22 protein-coding genes and 7 pseudogenes are annotated in these 21,507 nt (G+C 62.9%); 21 read left to right on the top strand and 8 right to left on the bottom strand.

Annotated elements, in window-relative coordinates:
* From CFB34_RS14490 to CFB34_RS14475, 4 genes and pseudogenes are all read left to right on the top strand, one after another.
* Positions 1–1,322 (top strand): annotated as a pseudogene (locus CFB34_RS14490) (hypothetical protein); the annotation flags it as partial.
* Positions 1,323–1,354: 32 nt separating this feature from the next.
* Positions 1,355–1,837 carry an RHS repeat domain-containing protein gene (locus CFB34_RS14485; protein WP_242808620.1) on the top strand — a complete coding sequence of 161 codons (483 nt, stop codon included), beginning with the start codon at positions 1,355–1,357 and terminating at the stop codon, positions 1,835–1,837.
* A 66-nt stretch (positions 1,838–1,903) separates the two neighbouring features.
* The gene (locus tag CFB34_RS14480) at positions 1,904–2,857 is read left to right on the top strand and encodes an RHS repeat-associated core domain-containing protein (RefSeq protein ID WP_242808619.1); all 954 of its coding nucleotides are present in this window, start codon (positions 1,904–1,906) and stop codon (positions 2,855–2,857) included.
* Positions 2,829–3,074 (top strand): hypothetical protein, encoded by a 246-nt coding sequence (locus tag CFB34_RS14475; RefSeq protein WP_089442842.1) that lies wholly within the window; start codon positions 2,829–2,831, stop codon positions 3,072–3,074. Before CFB34_RS14480 ends, CFB34_RS14475 begins: the two co-directional genes overlap by 29 nt.
* Before the next feature lie 36 nt (positions 3,075–3,110).
* On the opposite strand, the gene CFB34_RS14470 is transcribed toward CFB34_RS14475, so the two are convergent.
* On the bottom strand, positions 3,111–3,212 hold the full coding sequence (locus CFB34_RS14470; protein WP_242808584.1) for a SymE family type I addiction module toxin: 102 nt from the start codon (positions 3,210–3,212) through the stop codon (positions 3,111–3,113).
* 96 nt (positions 3,213–3,308) lie between these two features.
* Between CFB34_RS14470 and CFB34_RS39045 the strand changes: the two are divergent.
* The 9 genes and pseudogenes from CFB34_RS39045 to CFB34_RS39190 all read left to right on the top strand — a co-directional run.
* A pseudogene (locus CFB34_RS39045) lies at positions 3,309–3,636 on the top strand (RHS repeat-associated core domain-containing protein); the annotation flags it as partial.
* A gap of 1,267 nt (positions 3,637–4,903) precedes the next feature.
* Entirely contained in the window at positions 4,904–5,209 is a 306-nt protein-coding gene (locus CFB34_RS14460; RefSeq protein ID WP_143329515.1) for a hypothetical protein, read from the top strand.
* Between the two features lie 307 nt (positions 5,210–5,516).
* A complete protein-coding gene (locus CFB34_RS14455; RefSeq protein ID WP_089442840.1) occupies positions 5,517–5,939 on the top strand; it encodes an RHS repeat-associated core domain-containing protein in 423 nt (140 codons plus the stop codon).
* An 8-nt stretch (positions 5,940–5,947) separates the two neighbouring features.
* Positions 5,948–6,172, top strand: a complete 225-nt coding sequence (locus tag CFB34_RS14450; protein ID WP_242808618.1) for a hypothetical protein — start codon at positions 5,948–5,950, stop codon at positions 6,170–6,172.
* Between the two features lie 187 nt (positions 6,173–6,359).
* Complete coding sequence (locus CFB34_RS14445; protein ID WP_242808617.1) at positions 6,360–6,734, top strand: hypothetical protein; 375 nt, start codon at positions 6,360–6,362, stop codon at positions 6,732–6,734.
* Positions 6,715–7,050 carry a hypothetical protein gene (locus tag CFB34_RS14440; protein ID WP_143329513.1) on the top strand — a complete coding sequence of 112 codons (336 nt, stop codon included), beginning with the start codon at positions 6,715–6,717 and terminating at the stop codon, positions 7,048–7,050. Before CFB34_RS14445 ends, CFB34_RS14440 begins: the two co-directional genes overlap by 20 nt.
* A gap of 86 nt (positions 7,051–7,136) precedes the next feature.
* Positions 7,137–8,128 (top strand): IS5-like element ISBmu2 family transposase gene (locus tag CFB34_RS14435; RefSeq protein ID WP_006412423.1). Its coding sequence is split into 2 segments (ribosomal slippage): positions 7,137–7,287 and positions 7,287–8,128, totalling 993 coding nucleotides; the frame shifts between segments, so codons are not numbered across the junction.
* A gap of 148 nt (positions 8,129–8,276) precedes the next feature.
* Positions 8,277–8,747, top strand: coding sequence for a hypothetical protein (locus tag CFB34_RS14430; protein ID WP_242808616.1), 471 nt, complete (start codon positions 8,277–8,279; stop codon positions 8,745–8,747).
* A 163-nt stretch (positions 8,748–8,910) separates the two neighbouring features.
* Positions 8,911–9,024, top strand: a complete 114-nt coding sequence (locus tag CFB34_RS39190) for a hypothetical protein (RefSeq protein ID WP_347404467.1) — start codon at positions 8,911–8,913, stop codon at positions 9,022–9,024.
* Positions 9,025–9,426: 402 nt separating this feature from the next.
* Here CFB34_RS39190 and CFB34_RS14425 read toward each other — a convergent pair.
* The 4 pseudogenes from CFB34_RS14425 to CFB34_RS14410 form a co-directional block, all read right to left on the bottom strand.
* A pseudogene (locus CFB34_RS14425) lies at positions 9,427–9,794 on the bottom strand (antibiotic biosynthesis monooxygenase family protein).
* Positions 9,795–9,829: 35 nt separating this feature from the next.
* A pseudogene (locus CFB34_RS39185) lies at positions 9,830–10,275 on the bottom strand (MarR family winged helix-turn-helix transcriptional regulator).
* A gap of 358 nt (positions 10,276–10,633) precedes the next feature.
* Positions 10,634–12,009 (bottom strand): annotated as a pseudogene (locus tag CFB34_RS14415) (ATP-binding protein).
* Positions 12,006–12,667 (bottom strand): annotated as a pseudogene (locus CFB34_RS14410) (response regulator). Before CFB34_RS14410 ends, CFB34_RS14415 begins: the two co-directional pseudogenes overlap by 4 nt.
* Positions 12,668–12,898: 231 nt before the next feature.
* Between CFB34_RS14410 and CFB34_RS14405 the strand changes: the two are divergent.
* From CFB34_RS14405 to CFB34_RS14385, 5 genes and pseudogenes are all read left to right on the top strand, one after another.
* A complete protein-coding gene (locus tag CFB34_RS14405) occupies positions 12,899–13,252 on the top strand; it encodes a NirD/YgiW/YdeI family stress tolerance protein (protein WP_089441912.1) in 354 nt (117 codons plus the stop codon).
* A 55-nt stretch (positions 13,253–13,307) separates the two neighbouring features.
* A pseudogene (locus CFB34_RS14400) lies at positions 13,308–14,167 on the top strand (MurR/RpiR family transcriptional regulator).
* A 55-nt stretch (positions 14,168–14,222) separates the two neighbouring features.
* Positions 14,223–14,678 (top strand): GNAT family N-acetyltransferase, encoded by a 456-nt coding sequence (locus CFB34_RS14395; protein ID WP_242808615.1) that lies wholly within the window; start codon positions 14,223–14,225, stop codon positions 14,676–14,678.
* 162 nt (positions 14,679–14,840) lie between these two features.
* Entirely contained in the window at positions 14,841–16,508 is a 1,668-nt protein-coding gene (locus CFB34_RS14390) for an ankyrin repeat domain-containing protein (protein WP_089441914.1), read from the top strand.
* A 175-nt stretch (positions 16,509–16,683) separates the two neighbouring features.
* Entirely contained in the window at positions 16,684–17,544 is an 861-nt protein-coding gene (locus tag CFB34_RS14385) for an isocitrate lyase/phosphoenolpyruvate mutase family protein (protein WP_089441915.1), read from the top strand.
* Positions 17,545–17,594: 50 nt separating this feature from the next.
* Here CFB34_RS14385 and CFB34_RS14380 read toward each other — a convergent pair whose 3' ends face one another.
* A complete protein-coding gene (locus tag CFB34_RS14380; protein ID WP_179243748.1) occupies positions 17,595–17,744 on the bottom strand; it encodes a hypothetical protein in 150 nt (49 codons plus the stop codon).
* 137 nt (positions 17,745–17,881) lie between these two features.
* Here CFB34_RS14380 and CFB34_RS14375 point away from each other — a divergent pair, with 137 nt between their 5' ends.
* Together CFB34_RS14375 and CFB34_RS14370 are read left to right on the top strand one after the other, a co-directional pair.
* Complete coding sequence (locus CFB34_RS14375) at positions 17,882–18,148, top strand: YodC family protein (protein ID WP_089441916.1); 267 nt, start codon at positions 17,882–17,884, stop codon at positions 18,146–18,148.
* A 101-nt stretch (positions 18,149–18,249) separates the two neighbouring features.
* Positions 18,250–19,425, top strand: coding sequence for a cytochrome P450 (locus CFB34_RS14370; RefSeq protein ID WP_089441917.1), 1,176 nt, complete (start codon positions 18,250–18,252; stop codon positions 19,423–19,425).
* A 15-nt stretch (positions 19,426–19,440) separates the two neighbouring features.
* On the opposite strand, the gene CFB34_RS14365 is transcribed toward CFB34_RS14370, so the two are convergent.
* Positions 19,441–19,767, bottom strand: coding sequence for a superinfection immunity protein (locus CFB34_RS14365; RefSeq protein WP_089441918.1), 327 nt, complete (start codon positions 19,765–19,767; stop codon positions 19,441–19,443).
* 101 nt (positions 19,768–19,868) lie between these two features.
* Positions 19,869–20,288 carry a rhodanese-like domain-containing protein gene (locus CFB34_RS14360; protein ID WP_089441919.1) on the bottom strand — a complete coding sequence of 140 codons (420 nt, stop codon included), beginning with the start codon at positions 20,286–20,288 and terminating at the stop codon, positions 19,869–19,871.
* Positions 20,289–20,398: 110 nt separating this feature from the next.
* Here CFB34_RS14360 and ftrA point away from each other — a divergent pair, with 110 nt between their 5' ends.
* Positions 20,399–21,373 (top strand): transcriptional regulator FtrA, encoded by a 975-nt coding sequence (gene ftrA / locus CFB34_RS14355; RefSeq protein WP_039360717.1) that lies wholly within the window; start codon positions 20,399–20,401, stop codon positions 21,371–21,373.
* Positions 21,374–21,507: the final 134 nt, after the last annotated feature.

Below are 21,507 nucleotides of genomic sequence, written 5' to 3'. Positions count from 1 at the left end.
CGCAGAAGGCGACCAACACTGAGTTTCTGGTGATTGCCGCGCGGGTCGAGATTCGCAACAACGATCAGGCGACGGGCGGCGAACCCTACCACTGCGTCACCGATTTCGTGGTCCAGCCGGCGAATGCCGTCTTCCGGAGTCCTCTGCAGAGAAAGCCGCCATGCGGGCCGGAAACCGCCGTGGTGGTCGGTCCGGAAAATCAGCCCATGTGGATCGACGGCTACGCGCGCGTGAAAATCCAGTTCGTCTGGGATCCGCTCGGCAACAAGACGGAATACGTCAACAACGCGCTCGGCCAGCCGGTGGAAATCGTCGATGCGAAGGGCGGAAAGAAGCAGCTTGCCTACAGCCCGACCGGCCAGTTGACGTCATATAGCGATTGCTCGGGCAAGACGAGCCGATGGCAGTACAACGGACGCGGGCAACTGGAGCGATTCACCGATGCAGCGGGGAGCGTGACGCAGTATCGCTATGCCGAAGGGCAACTGGCCGAAGTGGTTCGTCCCGATGGCGTCGTCGAGCAATTCGAGCGGGATGCGGAAGGGCGGCTGCTGGCTCACGTAGACGGGCTGCTGCGACGAACCGAATGGCGCTATACGCGCGCGGGCCTGATCGCCGCGCGCACGGGTGCCAATGGCGAGTCGCTGGGTTATCGATGGGACAAGCTGGGTCGCCTGGAAGCGTTGACGAACGAGAACGGTCGCGAGACGTCGTTTGCGTACGATCCGGTGGGCCGGTTGCTGGCCGAAACGGGTTTCGATGGCAAGACGACCCGCTACCGGTACGATCCGGCCTCGGGTGTGCTTCAAGACGTGCTGAGCGGGGAGAAGGGACATCGGGTCACGGTGGTTGGCTTCGATGCGGTTGGCCGGCTGACGTCGCGCCAGACAGGGCAATGGGACGCGGACGCCCGTCAGTGGAAATACGGCGAGCAAGAGCGATTCGCGTACAACGGCAACGGCCAGATGGTCCTTGCGGAGAATGACGCGAGCCGCCTGCAGTGGTTCCACGACGAAGCCGGCAATGTCACGCGTGAACACCAGCACTTCCGCTTTCTGAAGAAAGCGAGTGTCGCGGTGTGGCGCCACGAATACGACGTGCTGAACGAGCGCGTGGCGACGATCCGCCCAGACGGCCACCGGGTGGCGGTTCTGACCTACGGCAGCGGCCATGTGCACGGCGTGCTGCTCGATGACACGGAACTGGTGCAGATCGAACGGGACGCGTTGCATCGCGAGATCGAGCGGGTGCAGGGCAATGGCCTGACCCAGACGCAAGAATACGATGCGGCGGGAAGGCTTCTACGCCAGAAGCTGAAGTGACCCGGAGCGAAACGCCGGGCGGAAAGCGGCTCATGCAGCGCAGCTACACCTACGACCGCGCGGGTCAGTTGGAACGGATCGAGGACACGCAGAACGGCATGCGGACCTATCGCTACGATCCGGTGGGTCGACTCGTGGCGGCCACCGGCATGCTGGGTGAGGAGACCTTCGCATTCGATCCGGCGAGCAACCTGCTGGACGACGCGCAGACGCGGCACTTCGAGGCTGATCCTGCACGCGGCATACCGGGGTATTCGAGTCGAATCCTGGGGCGCCCGGCGCTGCTGGACAACCTGCTACGCGAGTATGCGGGCACGCACTATAGGTGGGACGAATACGGCAACCTGATCGAACGTCGGAAAAATGGCGATCAGGCATGGTTCGAGTGGGACGGCTTCGATCGGCTCGTTCGGTTCGATACCGTCAAGGTGAGCGTGCGTTACTGGTACGACGCTAGGCCGGCGGATGGCGAAGGAATCGAATGCGCGGGTTCGGGTCAGTTCGCTCGACGGTAGCGACTACCATGCAATCGAGACGGCACGGCTCAATGCGGAGTACGGGTATGGTCTGACGCTATATGGATGGACGGCGATACGCTGGCGTGGGAGAGCGGCAAGGGCGAGCATGGTGGCAATGGCCGCACGACGCACTATGTGTACGAGCCGAACAGCTTCGTGCCGATGGTGCAGGCGACGCATGCGGGATGGATTCCGCTGCACGAACGCCCGGACTATGATGAACATTACGACATCGACCGGGACCCGCTGTGGAGTCGCACGAACCGGCCGGTGCCGTTTGCGCGGATCGGTTACTACCAGTGTGACCAGATCGGCACGCCGCAGGAAGTGACGGACGAGCAGGGTGAGATCGCTTGGAGCGCGCGTTACCGAGCGTGGGGTGAAGCGAAGGAGGTGATCAGCGAGGCGGCGCGCAAGGCGGGTGTTCGGAACCCGATCCGCTTCCAGGGGCAGTACTTCGATCATGAGACGGGGCTGCATTACAACCGGTATCGGTACTACGATCCGAGTAGCGGACGGTTCATCAGCAAGGATCCGATCGGGTTGGCGGGCGGCATCAACGTCTATCAATACGTGCCGAGCCCCGTGCTGTGGATTGACCCGTTGGGACTGGTGGGCAAGATACTCTATCGTGGAATGACCGTTGATAGTGATGGTGGCCCGGTGGTTTATTCTGGACCGACAGAAAATGGCATGAACGCAGCAAATTCACTCGGTGTTCGACCAGGCGAAGCAGGAATGTCGACAGACTTAGTGCCCGAGAACATTCAGCCTCATCGTCGTCCCGCTGATTTTGGGGGAACCCAAAAGAATTCAGGAATGTACAGCATTGATAGTGACGATCTCGCACAACATGGATTGGTACATGATGAAGATGGGAAGGGTGTGAGTACTCATGCGAGTATAAAAACGGCGGAAGGTGTTTGTGCATGTGAGTTACCCACTCGTCTTGCGAAGACTAAGTCGCTTTGGAAAAGAGTTTTCGAAAATGAAGCCAGCAATCAAAGACAAAATTGAGGTGGCACTTTCTCAGTCTTCCCCAGAGGAGTCGCTAAGGCAGCTCGTGATTGATTTGAATGATGCTGGTGTTGGAAAATTGGACATATTGAAAGAATTTAATGAGGTCGATCAGATTCTAAGGAGTGTCGATCGAGATGAGGATGCCGACATTCTGGAGGATGTAATCGATATGATGACCGGCTATTACGTCGGAAAAAATTTAGATCTTAAGTGATTTGAAGAACGAAAAGCTGCTTGCGCGGACTTTCTTTCATACGGAGGTAATGGTCAACGGTCCGTGTTCGACGTTGACCATTACGCGCTGCCCTGCTTCGAATCCCGCGTGCTCGATCCATCGTCCTTGAAGCTTCATCCGTGGATACACGGACGGCCGGACTATGATGAACATTACGACATCGACCGGGACCCGCTGTGGAGTCGCACGAACCGGCCGGTGGCGTTTGGGCGGATCGGCTATTACCAGTGTGACCAGATCGGCACGCCGCAGGAGGTGACGGACGAGCAGGGTGAGATTGCGTGGAGCGCGCGTTATCGAGCGTGGGGTGAAGCGAAGGAGGTGATCAGCGAGGCGGCTCGCAAGGCGGGTGTTCGAACCCGATCCGCTTCCAGGGGCAGTACTTCGATCATGAGACGGGTCTGCATTACAACCGGTATCGGTATTACGATCCGGGTAGCGGACGGTTCATATCAAAAGATCCGATCGGCTGCAAGGTGGGCTGAACGCGTGGCAGTACGCGCCGAACCCAGTCCAGTGGATCGATCCATACGGTTTGGCGAATATTATCGAGGAGCCAAGGCTGGAGTAAGCCATCGTTTGAACCGAGGCCAGGAGAGTACAAGGTGCGAGATGGCAATGTCCAGCCTACCCATGGAGTATCTGTTTTCGATAACCGGATAGTTGCTCCTGTCGAGGATTCGTACCTCATGAGGTTGACTCTGAATCTGTTTCGGAGGATTTGAAAAATAATTCAGCGGGGTAAGGATCCCGCACACTTTGAAATAATGCCGGCAAATCCCATGGCAGAAGGTGACTACAAAAGTGCTCTGGGAATATCAAGGTAAAGTGAGAGGTATAATAATGCGTAAAATGGAAATTAAGTACCCTGGTTGGTATGACGATCTGCAGAATTTGAGCATGAAGAAAAAGGATTTTTGGAGAGGTGTTCTCGTAACCTCTGAGGAGGTGATGTTCACGCTGAATTTTTACGATACAGCTAGATTCGCACAAGATGCAACTGATGGCGTTCGCGATAGCGGATTTTTTATATGCATAACGTCGTGGTTGTTGAGAGCGTTTCCCGGAGGAATATTGAGGCGCGGCACAAAGAATCGTTTGATGGCGGACTAGCGGTATGAGTACGATCTGGTTCGACGTTGCGCCTTACGACCTTGCGGTAATTCCTCAACGCCCTACCGCTGCAAGAGTGCCGCCGATCGGGACGTGTCGTGACGAGACTATGACGAGAGTTGCATTCCGTGCCACAGTCATCGTTCGTTGCGATTTGGGCGATGCGGAGCGTGACGTATAGACGGGCTGCACTATAACCGCATCGGTATTACGATCCGGGGATGGCGGTTCATATCAAAGGATCCGATCGGCTACAAGGTGGGCCGAATGCGTGGCAGTACGCGCCGAAGCCGACAAGCTGGATCGATCCGCTTGGGCTGACTGGTAGCCTCTTCCTGGGGCCACGAAGGTCAATCGGATTGGGGGTAATTCGATTGATAACCTCCGCTTGAAAGAGCCGGAAAAGAAGCTCAATCCCCCTGGTATATCCGTCCTACATGGTTGTTGTCCCTGCGCTGCAGCTCAACAGATGAGGGATGCCTTTCCGAAGGCTACGGTTTGCAGAAGGCAACAGAAACTGTTGCATCAGGTATGGCAGATGCCATCCGAGGAGTTGGGTTCGATGTTATTGAGGACCCGACTAATAAATTTCCAAATCATGCTCGAATCATTCATCCTGGCGGCGCAGACGGCTTCAGCGATGAGAACCTCAAGGGGTTGCCCGAAGCACTTGGGAAAACCACAGGGTGCCCACGATGATGAAGTTCTATTTGAACGATGGCAGTGGAGATTTTGCAGGAGAGGTCACAGTGACTTCTGCCGATGGGATAGTCATGCTCGGAAACTTTGCCCCTGATCCGCATTTCTGCTCGTATGAACAACTCTTCACGGAATTTGAGCAAGCCGCAAACAATCAACTCTTTGTAGAGATAGATCGGTTGGAGCGCGAAATCGCTGAACTTGGCTTTTATTTGGTTGGCCCACTTCCGCAAGAGAATCGGCTTGAAATTGACGATTTGCAAATTATGGGAAGCGATATGAGCTTACGAGTGAGGCGTTAAGCCCTGACCTGCCCTGGAATGATGAATGTGAATGGCGACCGGCAACCTTGGATGAGATCAAGGTGTCGAAGGTGGATAAGTATCTGATAGGGGTAAAGAAGGACATGAAGCTTCGTACGCCGATTGAGCCGCTATGAGTACGACTCAGAGCAGTTTTTGCTCCTTTCAACCCACAGCGGGCGCCGTCGCGCCTTGCCGCTAAAGGCGCGCCACGAACTACGCAGAGACGCGATGCGGTTACGATACTGTGCGCCGCGATTGTCATCCTTCGTGATATGGGATTCGGGTTCGTAGCATATAGACGGGGCTGCGCTACAAGCCGCATCGGTACTACGATCCGGGTAGTGGGCGGTTCGTTAGCAAGGATCCGATTGGTCTGCGAGGCGGTACCAACGCATATATATACGTGCCGGACCCAACGACCTGGATCGATCCGCTTGGTTTAATGGGCTACCGAGTCGCGACGCGAACTGCTGAGCGAGTCAAATTAGGGCGAGATCTTACCGACAAGCAAGCAATTTCTCGTGTGCGGAGAGGCGGAGACGTGTATGCAGACAATCGTGGTGAAGCTATAAGCCTGGGTAAGCGGTGTGCATGTGGCATATTGATGAAGCATGATGCTCACCCGGACAGGGCTACTGGCAGTACGGAAGGAAGATTGCCGCACGTTCATCCAAATAATCATGAAGGTGTGAGCGGGGATGCGCATATCTTCTATCCGAAAAAATAGGAATCGTGATGTCTTATTTTTTGGTTTATTTTGAAAAAAATAATTCAAATTCAACGGACTACAGCGGATTCTTATCCGTTGGGAAATTTTCCATTCCTTCGGAGATTTTTGGTGGGTGGGTAAATGTATTGTATGAGGGCAAGGAAAGGGTGGCGGCGCTCGTAACGGATTGGAGTCGTCAGACTGCAAATGATATGTTCAAAAGAGAGGGGGAGGTGCTAGGCGTCAATTGATTGATTTTATAGGTGAAAGATTGAAAAACAAAAGCATAGTGGCGTGCTTGGCCGGCTATATTGAAAATAACTCAGATGACGTGGTGGCGATGGAGAAGGAGAGGCTATTGAGGGTTGGGCAGATTGAAGAGTTGCTTGCAAGGCGTGTCGACGTAGGGAGATGTATTGAGATAATTGATTAATTGGGATGAACAAGGAATTCGGTGGTCTGCTTTATGAAAAGGCTGGACGGTACTTCTCGACTATTCTGTTCCAATTCCTGGTAGAGCTGAACCTTCACCCCTGCTTTGGCATTACTGCAAGTGCCGAAGGGGCGACTATTGTAGGCAATTGTCGTACTCATGGAGATTATTCCGTGACGGGGTCTAACGGAGAAGTTGTTGGAATATCAAATCCAAGTGGGGATGACTTCAACGGCGATGGTTTATCAAGAAGAGGTAAAGAAGTCAGTGCTCTTACAACGCTCAAGAAGGAGTGCCGTCGTTCGTGCCTAGGTACGTCAAGTGGTAAGGTCAAGTTTTATACAGTCATGGGAGGCACTTGTGAGCTACAGCAAAGATGATGTTCTTGAATTGGCCGCTAGATATCCAAGCGATGTCTCTTGCAGTGGCGAATGTTTCGAAGTGTTTGGCTTGGCTTTGGCTGAATTCCGAAAGTTTTCAAAAGGTGAGTGGTCTCTAAAGAATTACAACGTCTCGATTGATTTTGGGAGGGACGAAAGATTGGTCGCAATTTCATTTATCCCTCGTCCGGCTTATGAGGTAAACGGAGTGCCGTTTGAGGTTGCGGACAAAGGGATGTATAAGAATGGACGTGGGGTGACATATATTTACACCGTTGATGGCGGGGAGCTTCTAAAGGCAGTCTACATGCGTTAGGGAAACGCTGATTTATTCGGCTCGGCGGTCATCGCAGACGTAGCCGAGGACGTTTAGAAGACAGCTCACGGAACGGACCCACGACGATGAAGAGGCAGATCGGCTTCGCGGAAGCGGAAATTGCAGGCAAGAAGCGAGTGACGAGGCGCCAACGCTTCCTGGAAGAGATGGAGAAGGTCGTTCCGTGGCAGCGCTTGCTGTCGGCCATCGAACCGCACTATCCGAAGGGCACGCGAGTCGCCCGCCGATTGGCCTTGAGCGGATGCTGCGAATCTACTTCGTGCAACAGTGGTACGGACTGTCGGACGAAGGACTGGAAGACGCGCTGTATGACAGCATCACGCTGCGAGCCTTCGCCGGCATCGATCTGGCGATCGAGAACGTGCCTGATGCAACCACGCTGTTGAAGTTCCGGCGCCTGCTGATCGAACACGAACTGACACGGAAGTTGTTCGACGAGATTGGCATCTCGCTGTGCGAGCGTGGGCTGATGATGAAGGAAGGCACGCTGGTTGACGCGACGATCATTGAAGCGCCGCCGTCGACCAAGAATGCCGGGAAGAGCCGTGACCCGGAAATGCATCAAACGAAGAAGGGCAACGAATGGCACTTTGGCATGAAAGCCCACATTGGCGTCGACGCCGACTCGGGCCTGATTCACAGTGTGGTTGGCACGGCGGCCAACGTGTCGGATGTATCGCAAGCTCATGCCCTGCTGCACGGGCATGAAGAGCAGGTGTTCGCCGACGCGGGCTACATTGGCGTCGACAAGCGCGAGGAAATGGCGGGCAAGGCCGTGAAGTGGCACGTCGCTGCCAGGCGGGGAAAGATCAAGGCGATGCAAGAAGGAGCGCTGAAGGACCTGGTGATCGCGCTCGAGCGAACCAAGGCGCAGATCCGTTCGCGGGTTGAGCATCCGTTTCATATCGTCAAGAATCTGTTTCAGCATCGCAAGACCCGATACAAGGGCTTGGCCAAGAACACCGCGCAACTGTTCAGCCTGTTCGCTCTGGCGAATCTGGTGATTGCGCGAAATCTGTTGCGATCGGTCCATGGGAGCAGTCCGTCATGCGTATGAAAAATGCGAGCAGGGGAGGCTCGCTTACGCGCCAAATTCACTGAATTGAGCGCCGATTCGCTTCGTCATCCAGAAAATTTGAAGCCATCTCGCCTGCAACTTCGGAAGTTGGTCCATTGATCAGCGTTTCCCTAGTGAGTTTGTGATCGTGAACACCCAGTTCCTTCCAGGCAATCACGTTTATGAAATCGTCTACTGGCATCCGAAGCACGACTGGGCTGAGATCCGCAAGGCTCAGGAACGTCCGGATTCGCAGGGCAGGGGCTGGATGATGTATCCGATCACGGATAACGCGCCGTCGAACCGCCTCTATTTCAGGGTCTACAAGCCGACCGATGAAGAAGCGCGTGAGGGTCGGCACATTGAATTCCTCGGCGAAGTGGATGCCCGTACGCAGGTTCCAGCGCTGCCGTACGCCCGTCCAGGTGACTACGCGCCAAAGACCGGCTATTGGGCCGCGACGGGCAAGAGTATCGAACGGCTCGGCGGCTATTACGAAGTGTTCGTCAAGGAAGGTGATTCACTGCCGAACCTGCCGGGGAGCCGGGGCGTGACCCCTTCAGCTTCCAGTGGAAGTATGTGGGCGAACAGAGTGCCGCCGCTGGAAAGTAACGGCTGATCAATATCACCCTCGGAGATTTTTATGCGACCCGTTGTGCTTGTCGGCCATCGCCATGTCTGTCCGTTGCAACGGACCCGAACTGTTATCAGCGGCACGGACGGCGTGACAGTCGGGGGAGAAAAGCGCCTGTGTCGGTGACTCTACGAGTTGCGGTGCTGTCATCGTCACCGGGGGCGTAACCACGTTTGGCGGTCGGGCGGTCGCCCGCGAGGGTGACACCACCAGCCACGGCGGCACGCTGGTCGAGGGCGATAACGGCTGGTTGCTTGAGTGAGCGGAACAGGGAAAGCACGCCATGATTCAACTTCCAGGCAGACATGCACCGGGAGACGCATCGGCGTGCGCTGAGTCGCCGCAGCTTGTCGCTGTTCGCATGCCTCTCAATAGTAGACAGGGCTGGGTGGCTACCGTTTGTTGTAGCGGCAGGCAAAGTTCTTCACACTTTCGCGTCGTACTTTGACGCGATGATCAGAGCAACGCACTTGGCTATGCCGAACAACCGCATCGGTATTTGGGGATAGGGCATTTGCCGCCGGGGACGATCGAGCCCCCAACCGGATGGGTACAACGTGCTTCTGCAAACGGGTTTGGGCCGCTCGCCAGGGACGATTGATTACTGGACCGGACAACCAGCCGCCGGGATGTTTTCTTAAACTTCGCCGGGCAGGTCATGCCCTCACGCCGTGCAGATACCGGCCACGCCGACTTTCTGGAACAGGTGCGGGCTCGCGACGGCGGACGACGGATAGGCCGACAGCTTGGCGACGAACTCGGGATGCGTGAAGGCCGCGCGAAATGCTTCGGTCGATTCCCAGATCGCGTAGTTCAGTAAGTCGGACTGTCGCCGAGCGCGCGATGCAACTGGGTCGAGATGAATCCCGGCTGTCGCTTCATGAATTCGGCGTCGTCCTTCCACACGGCAAGAAAGTCCGCTTCGTCGGCGGCGGCAAGCGTGAACACGTTGACGAGGACGACCGGCTCCGCGTCGATGGCGATCTGTTGCTGGATCGGAAAGGCCGGATCCATCGGCTTGAAATGAGGCATGGGAACTCCTGTGGGTGTGAGAGGTGATTGAGCGCTCACGTCGATGCATCGGCGCCATGCGCGCGGGACATCGCCGACAGCACGCGGATCGCCGCATCCAGGTCAGCCGAACTGAAATCGCCGGCGATGCTGCGGACATGCTGTTGCCACTGCCCGACCACGGCCTGATAGGCCGCCTCGCCGCGGGCGTCAGCGCGTACAACGGGGAACGCTTGTGTGCCGGATTGGGAAGCGACTCAACCAGCCCTTCGTCGGTCAGCACGTTGACCTGTTTCAGCACCGCCTGCCGCGTAATGCCCATCGCGTCGGCGATCTGCGGGATGTTCGGCGCTTCCGGCGCCAGCGAGATGGCGCCCAGCACCTGCCAGCGCGCACTGGTCAGGCCGTGCGGCCCGGCAAAGGCGTTGCCCCATTCGATCAGCAGGCCGTTCAAGCGGAATACGGACAGCGCGACGGTGGTCAACTTCGCGGATTTCGTCATGTTCGGTACGCGGGATAAATTGACAACTACTTTACCTATTGGGCAACTAGTTGTCAATTAGGCGAATGAATGTCGTTGAACGAAACCGGGTGGGTAAACTGGCGACGCGATGCGGAACCGGTAACATTTGCCGCGTCGAGCATCACGCCAGCATCCTCGAAACCTCGACCGGCCTGCGGATCGAGCGAATCGTCGACGACAACCGAGTCGGGTGGTGGGCTGACCCGTCCTGGCGTATTTGCCGCGCACGACCGGCAAACCCTTTCCGATCAAGGGCTTGGTGTCGTTAATGGAGGGTTGTCCACAAGCTTGCCAACACAATCTGTGGAAAAGCCGTGCGTCGTGCGGCGCCGGCGCGTCAGGCCGGCTGCGGAAAGCGCACCGTGACGGTCAGCCCGCGTCCGCCGTGCGTGGTGCCGAGCGCGACCGTCGCGCGATGCTGTTCGGCGATCCGCTTGACGATCGACAGTCCGAGCCCGCTGCCCGACGACGTGGCGGCCTGCGCGCCCTCGCCGCGATAGAAGCGCTCCCACACGTCGTTGCGTTCGGCTTCCGGGATCCCGGGGCCGTCGTCGGCGACTTCGAGCACGGGCGTCGTGCCGTCGATCGCGCGGATACATCGACGCGCGCACCGTCGCCCGCATAGCGGATCGCGTTGTCGACGAGGTTGTTCAGCAGCACGCGCAACGTGTCCGCATTGCCCGACGTCATCACCGGCGTCGACACGATCGCGCCGAGATCGATCCGGTGCGCGTCGGCGACGCGCGTGCGATCCGATACCACCGACCGGCACAGCGCGGCGAGATCGACGGGCGCCGACGCGGAGGCGGCCGCCTGCGCGTCGGGCTCCAGGCGCGCGAGCGTCAGCAACTGCTCGGCAAGGTGGCCGAGGCGCGTCGTGCCCGCCTGGATCTGCGCGAGGATGTGCTCGCGTTCCTCGGCGGTCGCCGCGCGCCGCAGCAGCTGCGACTGGATCGACAGCCCCATGATTGGCGTGCGCAACTCGTGCGCGGCATCGGCGATGAAGTGACGCTGCAGCGTGAACGAGCGGTCGAGGCGCGCGAGCAGATCGTTGATCGCTTCGGCGAGCGGCCGGACTTCGTTCGGCATCGAGCCGACGTCGACCGGCTCCAGATTGTTCGCATTCCTGCGTTTCAGGCCGGATGCGATCGTGCGCAGCGGCCGCAACCCCGCGCCGATACCGAACCACAGGCCGATCGCGAGCAGCGGCAGCATCGAGAACACCGGCCACAGCAGGTGCACGGCGATGCCCGCGATCGCTTCCCATCGGGCATGGCGTGCCTGCGCGAGCCGGATCGTCGTGCCGCCGCGCTCGGTCACATAGGTGCGCCACGGCTGGCCGTCGACGTCGACGCTCGCGATGCCTTTCTGCTCGGGCGGCGGCAGTTTCGAATCGCGGTCGGTCGAATACACGAGCGCGCCATTGCGCCAGACCTGCAGCAGCACCGCGTCAGGGTCGCTCGCTTCGAAGCCGTGCTTGCCGTTGGCATGGTTGCTGAACGACAGCTCGCCGTTCGGGCCGACGACGATCTGCTTCGACATGCTGCGCATCTGGTCGTCGAGCAGGTCGTCGAGTTCGCGCAGCGCGCCCCAGTAGGTGCCCGCGCTCGCGACGAGGCCGATCACGCAGGCGGCCGGCATCAGCCACGTCAGCAGGCGCCGCCGCAGCGACGTGTTGCGCCAGCGCGAGATCGCCCGTTGGATGCGCGTCATGCGCCGTCACCGATCCGGTAGCCGACGCCGCGCACCGTGCGGATCATGTCGTGGCCGAGTTTCTTGCGCAGGTTGTGGATGTGCACCTGCACGGCGTTGCTCTCGATTTCCTCGCCCCAGCTGTACAGCCGTTCCTCGAACTGCTCGCGGGAGATCACCGCGCCCGGGTCGCGCATCAGCTCGTGCAGCAGCACGAACTCCTTCGGCGACAGCGGCACTTCGTCGTCGTTGAGCCAGACGAGGTGCTTGACGGGGTCGAGCCGCAGTGGCCCGATCACGAGCGTCGTCTGCGCGCGGCCCGCGTGGCGGCGGCTCACGGCGCGGATGCGGGCGAGCAGCTCGTCGAGCTCGAACGGCTTGACGAGATAGTCGTCCGCGCCGCTGTCGAGGCCCGCGATGCGGTCGGGCACGCCGTCGCGCGCGGTGATGATGATCGCGGGAGGGTTTCGTCGCGGCGGCGCAGCGCGGCGAGCACCGACAGGCCGTCGCGGTTCGGCAGCCCGAGATCGAGCAGCAGCAGGCCGTAGCCGGTCGCGCGCAGCGCGAGCGACGCGGCGTCGCCGTCCTTCACCCAGTCGACCGCGAAGCCTTCCTGTTTGAGGCCTTGTTCGAGCCCGCTGCCGATCAGCGGATCATCCTCGACGAGCAATACGCGCATGAATTCGTGTCTCTTCAACGGGGCGCCGTGGCACCCGGGGTTCCCATGATAAGCGCCCGTGTCTTAGGCGCAGCTTAAACGTGGGCGGCGCACGGCGGGCGCGCCCATGCGTCCGATGCGGCACCACGCCGCTTCCGGACGACCTTCAGGTTTGCTTAATCTTACGGTCCGTAATCTGGCGCCGTCGCGTTCAACGGGCGCGGCGTCACATCGAAAAAGAGGACCACGATCATGAAACACCTGGCCAGAATCCTGACGGTTGCGCTCGCCACGCTGCCCGCCGCCGTCTACGCGCAATACACGGGGCCGTCCACGCTGACGACGACCACCGTGAAGGAACTGCTTGCGAACGGCAAGGACGACCAGCACGTGCAGCTGCAGGGCCGCATCGTCAAGCACGTAGGCGGCGAGGATTACGAATTCGCCGATGCGACCGGCACGATCCGCGTCGAGATCGACCGCAAGCTGTGGGCGACCGGCCAGCCCGTCAGCGACAAGAACGAAGTGAAGGTGACCGGCGAATTCGAGCGCAAATGGTCGGGCAGCGTGAAGGTCGACGCCGATCACGTCGAAGTGCTGCGCTGACCGGTGCGCGCGGGGCCGGTGATACCATGGACGACCGGTTCCCGTTCCCACCAAGATGGCCGCCAATTTCGACGAACTCGCGTCCCGGATCCGGGCGCAATTTTCCGAGCTGAGCCCGCAATTCCAGGCGGGCGCTGCCTTCCTGCTCGATCATCCCGACGAAGTCGCCACCTCGTCGATGCGCAAGGTCGCCCAGCGCGCGCAGGTGCAGCCCGCCTCGCTCGTGCGGCTCGCGCAGCAATTCGGTTTCCCCGGCTGGAACGAGCTGCGCGACCTGTGCGTGGCGCGCGTGCGCACGCGCCCCGAGCCGCTCACGCAGCGGGCGCGCTCGCTCGTGCGGCCCGACGCGCAGGCGTCGCTCGCGCACGACCTGCTCGCCGCGCAACAACACAACCTGTCGGCCACCGCCGCGCAGAACGAGCACGCGCTCGCCGATGCCGCGAAGCTGATCCGCAAGGCGTCGCACGTGCACGTCGCGGGTTTCGCTCGTGTTATCCGGTCGCGTTCGGCTTCGTGTACGGCTACCGGCTGTTCCGTCCGACCGTGTCGCTGCTCAATGGCGTCGCCGGTTCGCTCGAGATGGAGCTGCGCACGATCGCGAAGCAGAGCGTGACCGTCGTCGTCAGTTTCGCGCCGTATTCGCAGGAAGCGACGCGCGTCGCGCAGGCCGCGAAGGCGCAGGGCAGCCGGATCGTCGCGATCACCGATAGCGCGGTGTCGCCGATCGCACTGCACGCGGATGCGCAACTGATCTTCACGCACGACAGCCCGTCGTTCTTCCCGTCGCTGGTGGCCGCGCATGCGATGGCCGAAGCGCTGGTCGCGCAGTTGCTGGCGCTCGAAGGCAGCGATGCGATCGCCGCGCTCGAGCGCACGGAAGCGGAACTGCACGCGAAGGGCGCGTACGTCGTCTGACGCGGTGCGTGCGGCGTCGCCCCTTCCTCATTCAGGATTCAAGCGGATTCAACCGATGACGTTCACATACGAGGTGACGGATACGGGCGACGCGAACGTGCGCAAGCAGATCGTCGCGCCGCTCATCCGGTTCAACGAAAGCCAGGCGGGCCCGATCGACGCGCGTCCGCTGGCCGTGGTCGTGACCGATGGCGATGGCGCGGTGGTGGGTGGCCTGTGGGGCAGCACGGCGTATGGCTGGCTGCATGTCGACCTGCTCGTGGTGCCCGAGGCCGCGCGCGGCCAGGGCGCGGGCACGCGCATCATGGATCTGGCCGAGGCGGAGGCCGTCGCGCGCGGCTGCCACAGTGCGTGGCTCGATACGTTCGACTTCCAGGCACGGCCGTTCTACGAGAAACGCGGCTATGTCCGCTTCGGCGAGCTGCCGGATTATCCGGTCGGCCACGCGCGCATTTTCCTGACGAAGAAGCTCGCGGCTGAGCATGGCCGCCGCGTGGCGCGGCGCGGTTGACGTCGCCGCCGGCCGTCGCCTAGGATACCGGGCAGCGATGCAGGTCGCTTCCGGGTCCGCGGAAAGGGTTGAACCCACCTGTCGCAGCGAATTCAGCTTTCCCCCTGTCCTTTGTGCTGGCGGTATTGCGGACCTTCGGCCATTCACTGCACGAGGATTCGCATGAAAAAGCTGCCTCCCAAGGCCAATCCCGATCATCTGAAAAAGCAGGCCAAGGCATTGTTGCGCCTGTACCGGCAAGGCGACGCCGATGCCGTCGCGCGCTTTGTCCGGTTTCTTCCCGCCGCCGCGAACCGCACGCACGACGAAGCGCTCGCGCTCGGGCTTCGGCTGCATGACGCGCAATCCTGCATTGCGCGCGAGTACGGCTTTGCGTCATGGGCCGATCTCGGCGCGTTCGTCGAAACGCACGCGCTGGCGGGGCAACAGCGCGCGCAGCTCGTCCGCCGCTGGCTCGACCTGGCATACGGCGGCGACGTGACCGGCGGCTTCGACGCGCCCCGGCCGCGCGTCGCCGCGCAATTGTTGCTCGACCATCCCGAGCTCGTCGCGGACGATCCGACCATCGCCTGCGCGGCCGGCGACCTCGACGCCGTGAAGGCGGCGCTGGCCGCCGATCCCGGCTGGATCGCGCGCGCCGGCGGCGCGTTGAAGCTGCCGCCGCTGGTCGCCGTCACGCATTCGCGGCTCGGGCAGCTTCCCAGGTTCGCCGCCAGGCTGCGCGCCTGCGCGCGTCTTCTGCTCGATGCCGGCGCCGATCCGAACCAGCGGATCGGCAACCGCTTTCCGCCTGCGTCGCTCGCCGAGCCCGACGAAGCGGGGCCGCTGTCGGCGCTGTACGGCGCGGCGGGCGTCAATCGCGATCCGGTGCTCACCGCGATGCTGCTGGAGGCCGGCGCCGACCCGAACGACGGCGAATCGCTGTATCACTCGGTGGAGAATCCGGCCTGCACGCGCGTGCTGCTCGAACACGGCGCGCGGGTGAGCGGGACGAATGCGTTGCGGCGCGCGTTCGACATGCGCGATGCCGACGCGCTCGAACTGCTGCTCGCGCATGGCGGCGACCCGAACGAGCCGCCGGGCGCGGGGCTCGCGCAGACCTGGGGCGCACCGTTGTTGCGGGCGATCGGCGTGCGCTGCTCGGCGCGCCACGTTGCCGCGCTGCTGGCGGCCGGCGCCGATCCCCGCGCGCAAACGCCCGCAGGTATCAGTGCGTACCGGCTGGCGATGCAGACCGGGCTGTCCGACGTCGCGGCCTTGTTGCGTGCGGCCGGCGCGGAGGAGGCGCTCGACGCGGCGGACGCGTTCGTGGCGGCCTGCGCGCGTGCCGACGCCGACGATGCGCGGCGCATCCAGGCGCGGCATCCCGAACTGCCCGGCGCGCTGCCCGCTGAACGGCTGCGGTTGCTGCCGGACGCCGCGGCATGGGGTTCGGGCGACGCGGTGAAGGTGATGGTCGAACTGGGCTGGCCGATCGCCGCGCGGGGCGGCGACTGGGACGCGAGCGCGCTGAATCATGCGGTGTTCCGCGGCGACGCGGACTTGCTGGCATTCCTGCTCGCGCACGGCGCGAACTGGCGCGACCTCCACGGGTTCGGGAGCGACGCGCTCGGCACGTTGTCGTGGGCATCCGTCAACGAACCGGAGCAGGTCGGCGCGGCCGACTGGGAGGCCTGCGCGCGGGTGCTGCTCGCGCACGGCGTGCCGCACGCCACGCGGAATCCGTCGAATCCGGACGACGTGCGGATCGACAGCCGCGCAATGCGCTTCTCCGAGGCCGTCACCGACGTGTTGCTCGGCATCGACGGCGGGCCGCCCGCAACGACTTGAACGACCGTGGGCCGGCGACGGGCAGGTGGCGGCGCCGGCCCGCGCGTGGCCGGCTGCGGGCGTACGGTCGGCGCGCCGGGTTTTCCCGGTCGCGCGACGACATTTCGGCGAACGCTGAAACGTCGCGTGCACGACCGGCGTAAGCTCGGTCGTCAACTTCCTTCCGGAGTCCGCGATGACCCGTTCCGACCTGCAAGCCCGCCAAGCCGAAGCCTTCCGCGCCCTGCATGCACGCTCAGGCGCGTTCATCATCCCGAACCCGTGGGACGCGGGCACCGCGCGCCTGCTCGCGATGGCCGGCTTCGAGGCGCTCGCGACCACGAGTGCCGGGTACGCGTTTTCGAAAGGGCAGCCCGACAACGCGATCGACCGCGACGCGATGCTCGATCACATCGCCGAGATCGTCTCCGCGGGCGGCTTGCCCGTCAGCGCGGATCTGGAGAACGGCTTCGGCGACGCGCCCGACACGGTGGCCGAAACGATCCGGCTCGCGGCCGAGGCCGGCGCGGTGGGCGGTTCGATCGAGGACGCGACGGGCCGCGCCGACGCGCCGATCTACGCACGCGATGCGGCGATCGAGCGTATCGCGGCGGCCGTCGACGCGGCACGCGCGCTGCCGTTTCCGTTCACGCTGACCGCGCGCTGCGAAAACTACCTGCATGGCCGCCCCGACCTCGCCGACACGATCGCGCGGCTCGTCGCCTATCGCGACGCCGGCGCCGACGTGCTGTACGCGCCGGGCATCACCGAGGCGGACGACATCGCGGCGGTGACGCGGGCGGTCGGTGCGCCCGTGAACGTCGTGATGGGGCTGCAGGGCGGCTTGCTGAGCCTCGACGCGCTGGCGGCGCTCGGCGTGAAGCGCGTGAGCGTCGGCGGCGCGCTGGCGCGGGCCGCGCTCGGCGCCTTTCTGCGCGCGGCGAAGGAGATGGTGCAGGACGGCACGTTTACGTTTACGCAAGCGGCCGTACCCGGGCGCGATATCAACCGCTGGTTTGCGTCACCCGATAATTCGCCGGTTTTGTTCGGGAAATGAGCGCAGATAAATCGTGGGATCGTTTCCAATTGAAGTCTGCTTGACAATAATCAACCGATTTCGCGTCTGAAATAAACGTCGGTGACGATGCAAAATACATCGTCTATTCTCCGCATTCCCGCCCGTTCGACCGGCGCCGGCGCACAAACCGCGCCGGACCGGGCGATCGGGCGCTCGCCATGCGCGTCGATGCCGCGCATTGTTGCATTTCCTTGGTCAGTATGTTTTCGAACGCGGGAGTTGCCGGCTGATTATTTGATTGATAATCTGCGGCACGTTCGAAAGGACAGTGGGTGGTCCGCCGAGAATATCGATATATAAAAATGCTGAGAGAGCGATGACGAACCGAGAAAATCAACGCGTCAGGTTTCGCGTCGGCGATGTCGTGACGCTGAAGACGGGCGGGCCGCGCATGACCGTCACCTATGCCGGGCCGGTCGTATTCGACGACGGCGACTGGCTGATCTGCCAGTGGTTCGACGAAAACGGCGAATTCCGCCAGGAAATGTTCCCTCACGACACGATGGTGGCCGAACCGCGCGCGATTTCGGCCGGGCGCGTCCGCATGCGGATGCAGTCGCATCGCTACCGGTCGGCTGCCTGACGAGCAGCTGTCGTCGCGATGCCGCCACGCCGGCTACCCGCGCCGCGACATTTCACGTCAGCCCGAAACATGCGGCCGTGCACGGCCCCGATACTGTCTGCATGAACCCGACCGATCCCATCGCAGCGGTCACGCACCGCGATCCCTATCCCTACTATGCGGCGCTTGTCGACGGGCCGCCGCTCGCGTTCGACGCCACGCTCGGCCTGTGGGTCGCGAGCCGCGCGGCCGCCGTGACGGCCGTGCTCGGCCATCCGGCCTGCCGGGTTCGCCCGCTGGACGCCCCCGTGCCGCCCGCCTTGCGCGGCACGACGGCCGGCGCGCTGTTCGGCGAGCTGGTGCGCATGAACGATGGCGCGTTGCGGCACGACGTGCCGAAGCAGGCGCTGCGCGCGGCGTTCGCGCCGATCGACCCGGCGGCGCTGCGCGACCGTGCCGCGCGGATTGCCGCACGGCGCTTGCCGGCGCCGGGCGATGCCGGTGCGCTGAACGCGTGGTGCATGACGGTGCCCGTTTGCGCGGTTGCCGATCTGCTCGGCTTCGACGAGACGCAGCTCGACGATATCGCGGCGCAGGTCGTGGATTTCGTCGCCGCGCTGTCGCCGTTGTCGGATGCCGCGGCACTGGCCCGCGCGAGCGACGCTGCGCGAGCGCTGCTCGACCGGATGACGGCGCGCGTCGCACAGACGCAGGCGCACGACGGCACGCTCGTTGCCGCCGTGCAGCAGGCGGCCCGCGCGTCGGGCTGGCACGCGAGCGGCGCGCTCGTCGCGAATCTCGTCGGGCTGCTGTCGCAGACCTGCGAGGCGACGGCCGCATGGCTCGGCAATACGCTGGTGGCGTGGAGCGGGGAAGCGGGGGCGAGCGCCGCGCACGTCACGCCGGACGATGCCGCGCTCGACGCATTCGTCGCCGAAGTCGGGCGCTTCGATTCACCGGTGCAGAACACGCGCCGCTTCGTCGCAGCGCGCACGGCGATCGAAGGCGTGACCGTCGAGGCGGGCGACGCGATTCTCGTCGTGCTGGCCGCTGCGAACCGCGACCCGGCCGTGCATCGCGATCCGCAACGATTCATCCCTGACCGCGCGGCCGGGTCGAATTTCGGCTTCGGCACGGGGCCGCATGGGTGCCCGGGCGAGCGGATCGCGCGGGCGGTGACGGCGGGGGCGTTCGGGGCGTGGCTGCGTGCGGGCGGCGTACCGCTGCACGATGGCCTCGCGTGGGACTACCGCGCGTCGACCAACGTCAGGATGCCGAAGTTCGACGCGGTAAGCTGAAGGGGAAAGAGGGACTTAACGGCAGCCTTGCTTCTCCGCCCATTGCTCCTGGGCGGCCACGCGGCGTTGCACGCGTTCGACGAGACCGGTCGAGAAGGTCCGCATGCTGATGCCGCGGCGCTTCGCGAGGATCGTCTGCGCGACATCGGCGCGCGGGTTCGGCTGGCAGGCCCAGTACAGCGTCATCAGCCAGCCGATGCCGGTCCACCCGAACAGCGCGTTGAACATCGCGACCGTCAGCTTGTCGTGCCGGCCACGCCGGTCGGCCACGACCGCCGGCAGAAAATAGATCGCGATCGCGGCCACCGAACCGGCCACTTGAATCAGGACTGCGTTCTGCATGTTGCTGCTCCATCCGAACTGCAATGGAACCGAGTATCGCGCTTTTTCCGTTTGCGTGCAGGCCGTGGCCAAGCAATTGATTGTTGCGTTTTTAATGACGATCAGCCGGCTTTGGCTTCCGCCGGCTGCACTTCGTTGCTCAACGCGAAACCTTCGTCGAGCCAGCCCGTCACGCCGCCGATCATCAGCTTGACCGGCCGGCCGAGGCGCGCGAGTTCGATCGCCGCGCGTGCGGCGCCGTTGCAGTGCGGGCCCGCGCAGTAGACGACGAACAGCGTGCCGGCCGGATAGCCGGCGAGCTTGCTCTCGATGATCTTGCGGCGCGGCAGGTTGCGCGCACCGGGCACGTGGCCGGCGGCGAACTGATCGGGGCCGCGCACGTCGAGCAGCACGAAATCGGGCGTGCCCGATGCGAGCGCGTCGTGCACGTCCCAGCAATCGGTCTCGAAGCGCAGCGATGCCTCGAAATGCGCGAGGGCGGTGGGGCTGTCGGCGGCGGGCACGTCGGTGACGTAGGACATGGCAGGTTCTCCTGAAGAGTGCGTGGAACGCGGTGGAATGAGGGGCAGTATCGCGGTTCGGCGCGTTTCGCGGCAGTGGCGCGATCGACAAGTTCCGGTAACATCGCGCCATGCACAATCATCTCGTCGTCGCGCTCGCCTACGATCGCCTCTGCACGTTCGAATTCGGCTGCGTGGTCGAACTGTTCGCCCTCGAACGCCCCGAGCTCGGGGTCGACTGGTATCGCTTCGCGGTCTGCGCGAGCGAGCCGGGGCCCGTGCGCGCGGCGGGCGGCATCACGGTCGCCGCGCCCTATCGGCTCGCGACGCTCGATCGCGCCGACACCATCGTGATTCCCGGCTGGCGCGATCCGGACGAACGGCCGCCGGAGCCGCTGCTGAAGAAACTGCGGGCCGCGCATCGCCGCGGCGCGCGGCTTTGCTCGATCTGTTCGGGCGTGTTCGTGCTGGCCGCGGCCGGCGTGCTCGACGGCCTCACGGTGACGACCCACTGGCGTTATGCGGAGAAACTGCAGGCACGTTATCCGGCGCTGCGCGTGAATCCCGATGCGCTGTACGTCGACGAAGGGCAGGTGATCACCTCGGCCGGATCGGCGGCGGGGCTCGACATGCTGCTGCATCTCGTGCGCCGCGATCATGGCGGCGCGATCGCGAACCGCGTCGCGCAGCGCCTCGTGCTGCCGCCGCATCGCGACGGCGGGCAGGCGCAGTTCGTGCCGCGCCCGGTCGCGCCGGGCGGTACCGACCGGCTCGCGAAGCTGATCGACTGGATGCGCGCGCATGCGGCCGAGCCGCACACGCTCGCGTCGCTCGCCGCGCAGGCCGCGATGAGCACGCGCACGCTGCAGCGTCAGTTCGCGGATGCAACGGGGATGTCGCCGCTCGCGTGGCTGATCCGCGAACGCGTGAACGTCGCGAAGGACATGCTCGAAGCGCATCCGGCGCTGTCGCTCGCGCAGGTCGCGGCGCGCGCGGGGTTCGGTTCCGAGGAATCGCTGCGTCGGCACTTCCGGCGCGTCGCGGCGACGAGCCCGGCCGCGTACCGGCGCGGGATGAGTCGCGGCGAAAGCGCACGAGACGCCTGAGCGCGGTACCGATTTCTGTCGACGTTTTCGTCCGATGGAACCGTCGTGGCGCAAGATCGCGCGTCACCGCGAGAGGCCGGCCGCCTGAGCGGCCGACGCCGCCTGCAAGTGTCGACGCGCGCCGCCGGGCGGCG

It is taken from the genome of Burkholderia sp. HI4860, assembly GCF_002223045.2.
GTDB lineage: Bacteria > Pseudomonadota > Gammaproteobacteria > Burkholderiales > Burkholderiaceae > Burkholderia.
The sequence above is the reverse complement of the archived record's forward strand: the minus strand, read 5'-3'. Positions and strand labels throughout refer to the sequence as shown.

Coding starts and splice junctions, on each gene's coding strand:
- CFB34_RS14485 (WP_242808620.1), top strand. CDS start 1,355: ATGCAGCGCAGCTACACCTACGACCGCGCGGGTCAGTTGGAACGGATC.
- CFB34_RS14480 (WP_242808619.1), top strand. CDS start 1,904: ATGGACGGCGATACGCTGGCGTGGGAGAGCGGCAAGGGCGAGCATGGT.
- CFB34_RS14475 (WP_089442842.1), top strand. CDS start 2,829: ATGAAGCCAGCAATCAAAGACAAAATTGAGGTGGCACTTTCTCAGTCT.
- CFB34_RS14470 (WP_242808584.1), bottom strand. CDS start 3,212: ATGAAGCTTCAAGGACGATGGATCGAGCACGCGGGATTCGAAGCAGGG.
- CFB34_RS14460 (WP_143329515.1), top strand. CDS start 4,904: ATGATGAAGTTCTATTTGAACGATGGCAGTGGAGATTTTGCAGGAGAG.
- CFB34_RS14450 (WP_242808618.1), top strand. CDS start 5,948: ATGTCTTATTTTTTGGTTTATTTTGAAAAAAATAATTCAAATTCAACG.
- CFB34_RS14445 (WP_242808617.1), top strand. CDS start 6,360: ATGAACAAGGAATTCGGTGGTCTGCTTTATGAAAAGGCTGGACGGTAC.
- CFB34_RS14405 (WP_089441912.1), top strand. CDS start 12,899: ATGAAACACCTGGCCAGAATCCTGACGGTTGCGCTCGCCACGCTGCCC.
- CFB34_RS14395 (WP_242808615.1), top strand. CDS start 14,223: ATGACGTTCACATACGAGGTGACGGATACGGGCGACGCGAACGTGCGC.
- CFB34_RS14390 (WP_089441914.1), top strand. CDS start 14,841: ATGAAAAAGCTGCCTCCCAAGGCCAATCCCGATCATCTGAAAAAGCAG.
- CFB34_RS14385 (WP_089441915.1), top strand. CDS start 16,684: ATGACCCGTTCCGACCTGCAAGCCCGCCAAGCCGAAGCCTTCCGCGCC.
- CFB34_RS14380 (WP_179243748.1), bottom strand. CDS start 17,744: ATGCGCGGCATCGACGCGCATGGCGAGCGCCCGATCGCCCGGTCCGGC.
- CFB34_RS14375 (WP_089441916.1), top strand. CDS start 17,882: ATGACGAACCGAGAAAATCAACGCGTCAGGTTTCGCGTCGGCGATGTC.
- CFB34_RS14370 (WP_089441917.1), top strand. CDS start 18,250: ATGAACCCGACCGATCCCATCGCAGCGGTCACGCACCGCGATCCCTAT.
- CFB34_RS14365 (WP_089441918.1), bottom strand. CDS start 19,767: ATGCAGAACGCAGTCCTGATTCAAGTGGCCGGTTCGGTGGCCGCGATC.
- CFB34_RS14360 (WP_089441919.1), bottom strand. CDS start 20,288: ATGTCCTACGTCACCGACGTGCCCGCCGCCGACAGCCCCACCGCCCTC.
- ftrA (WP_039360717.1), top strand. CDS start 20,399: ATGCACAATCATCTCGTCGTCGCGCTCGCCTACGATCGCCTCTGCACG.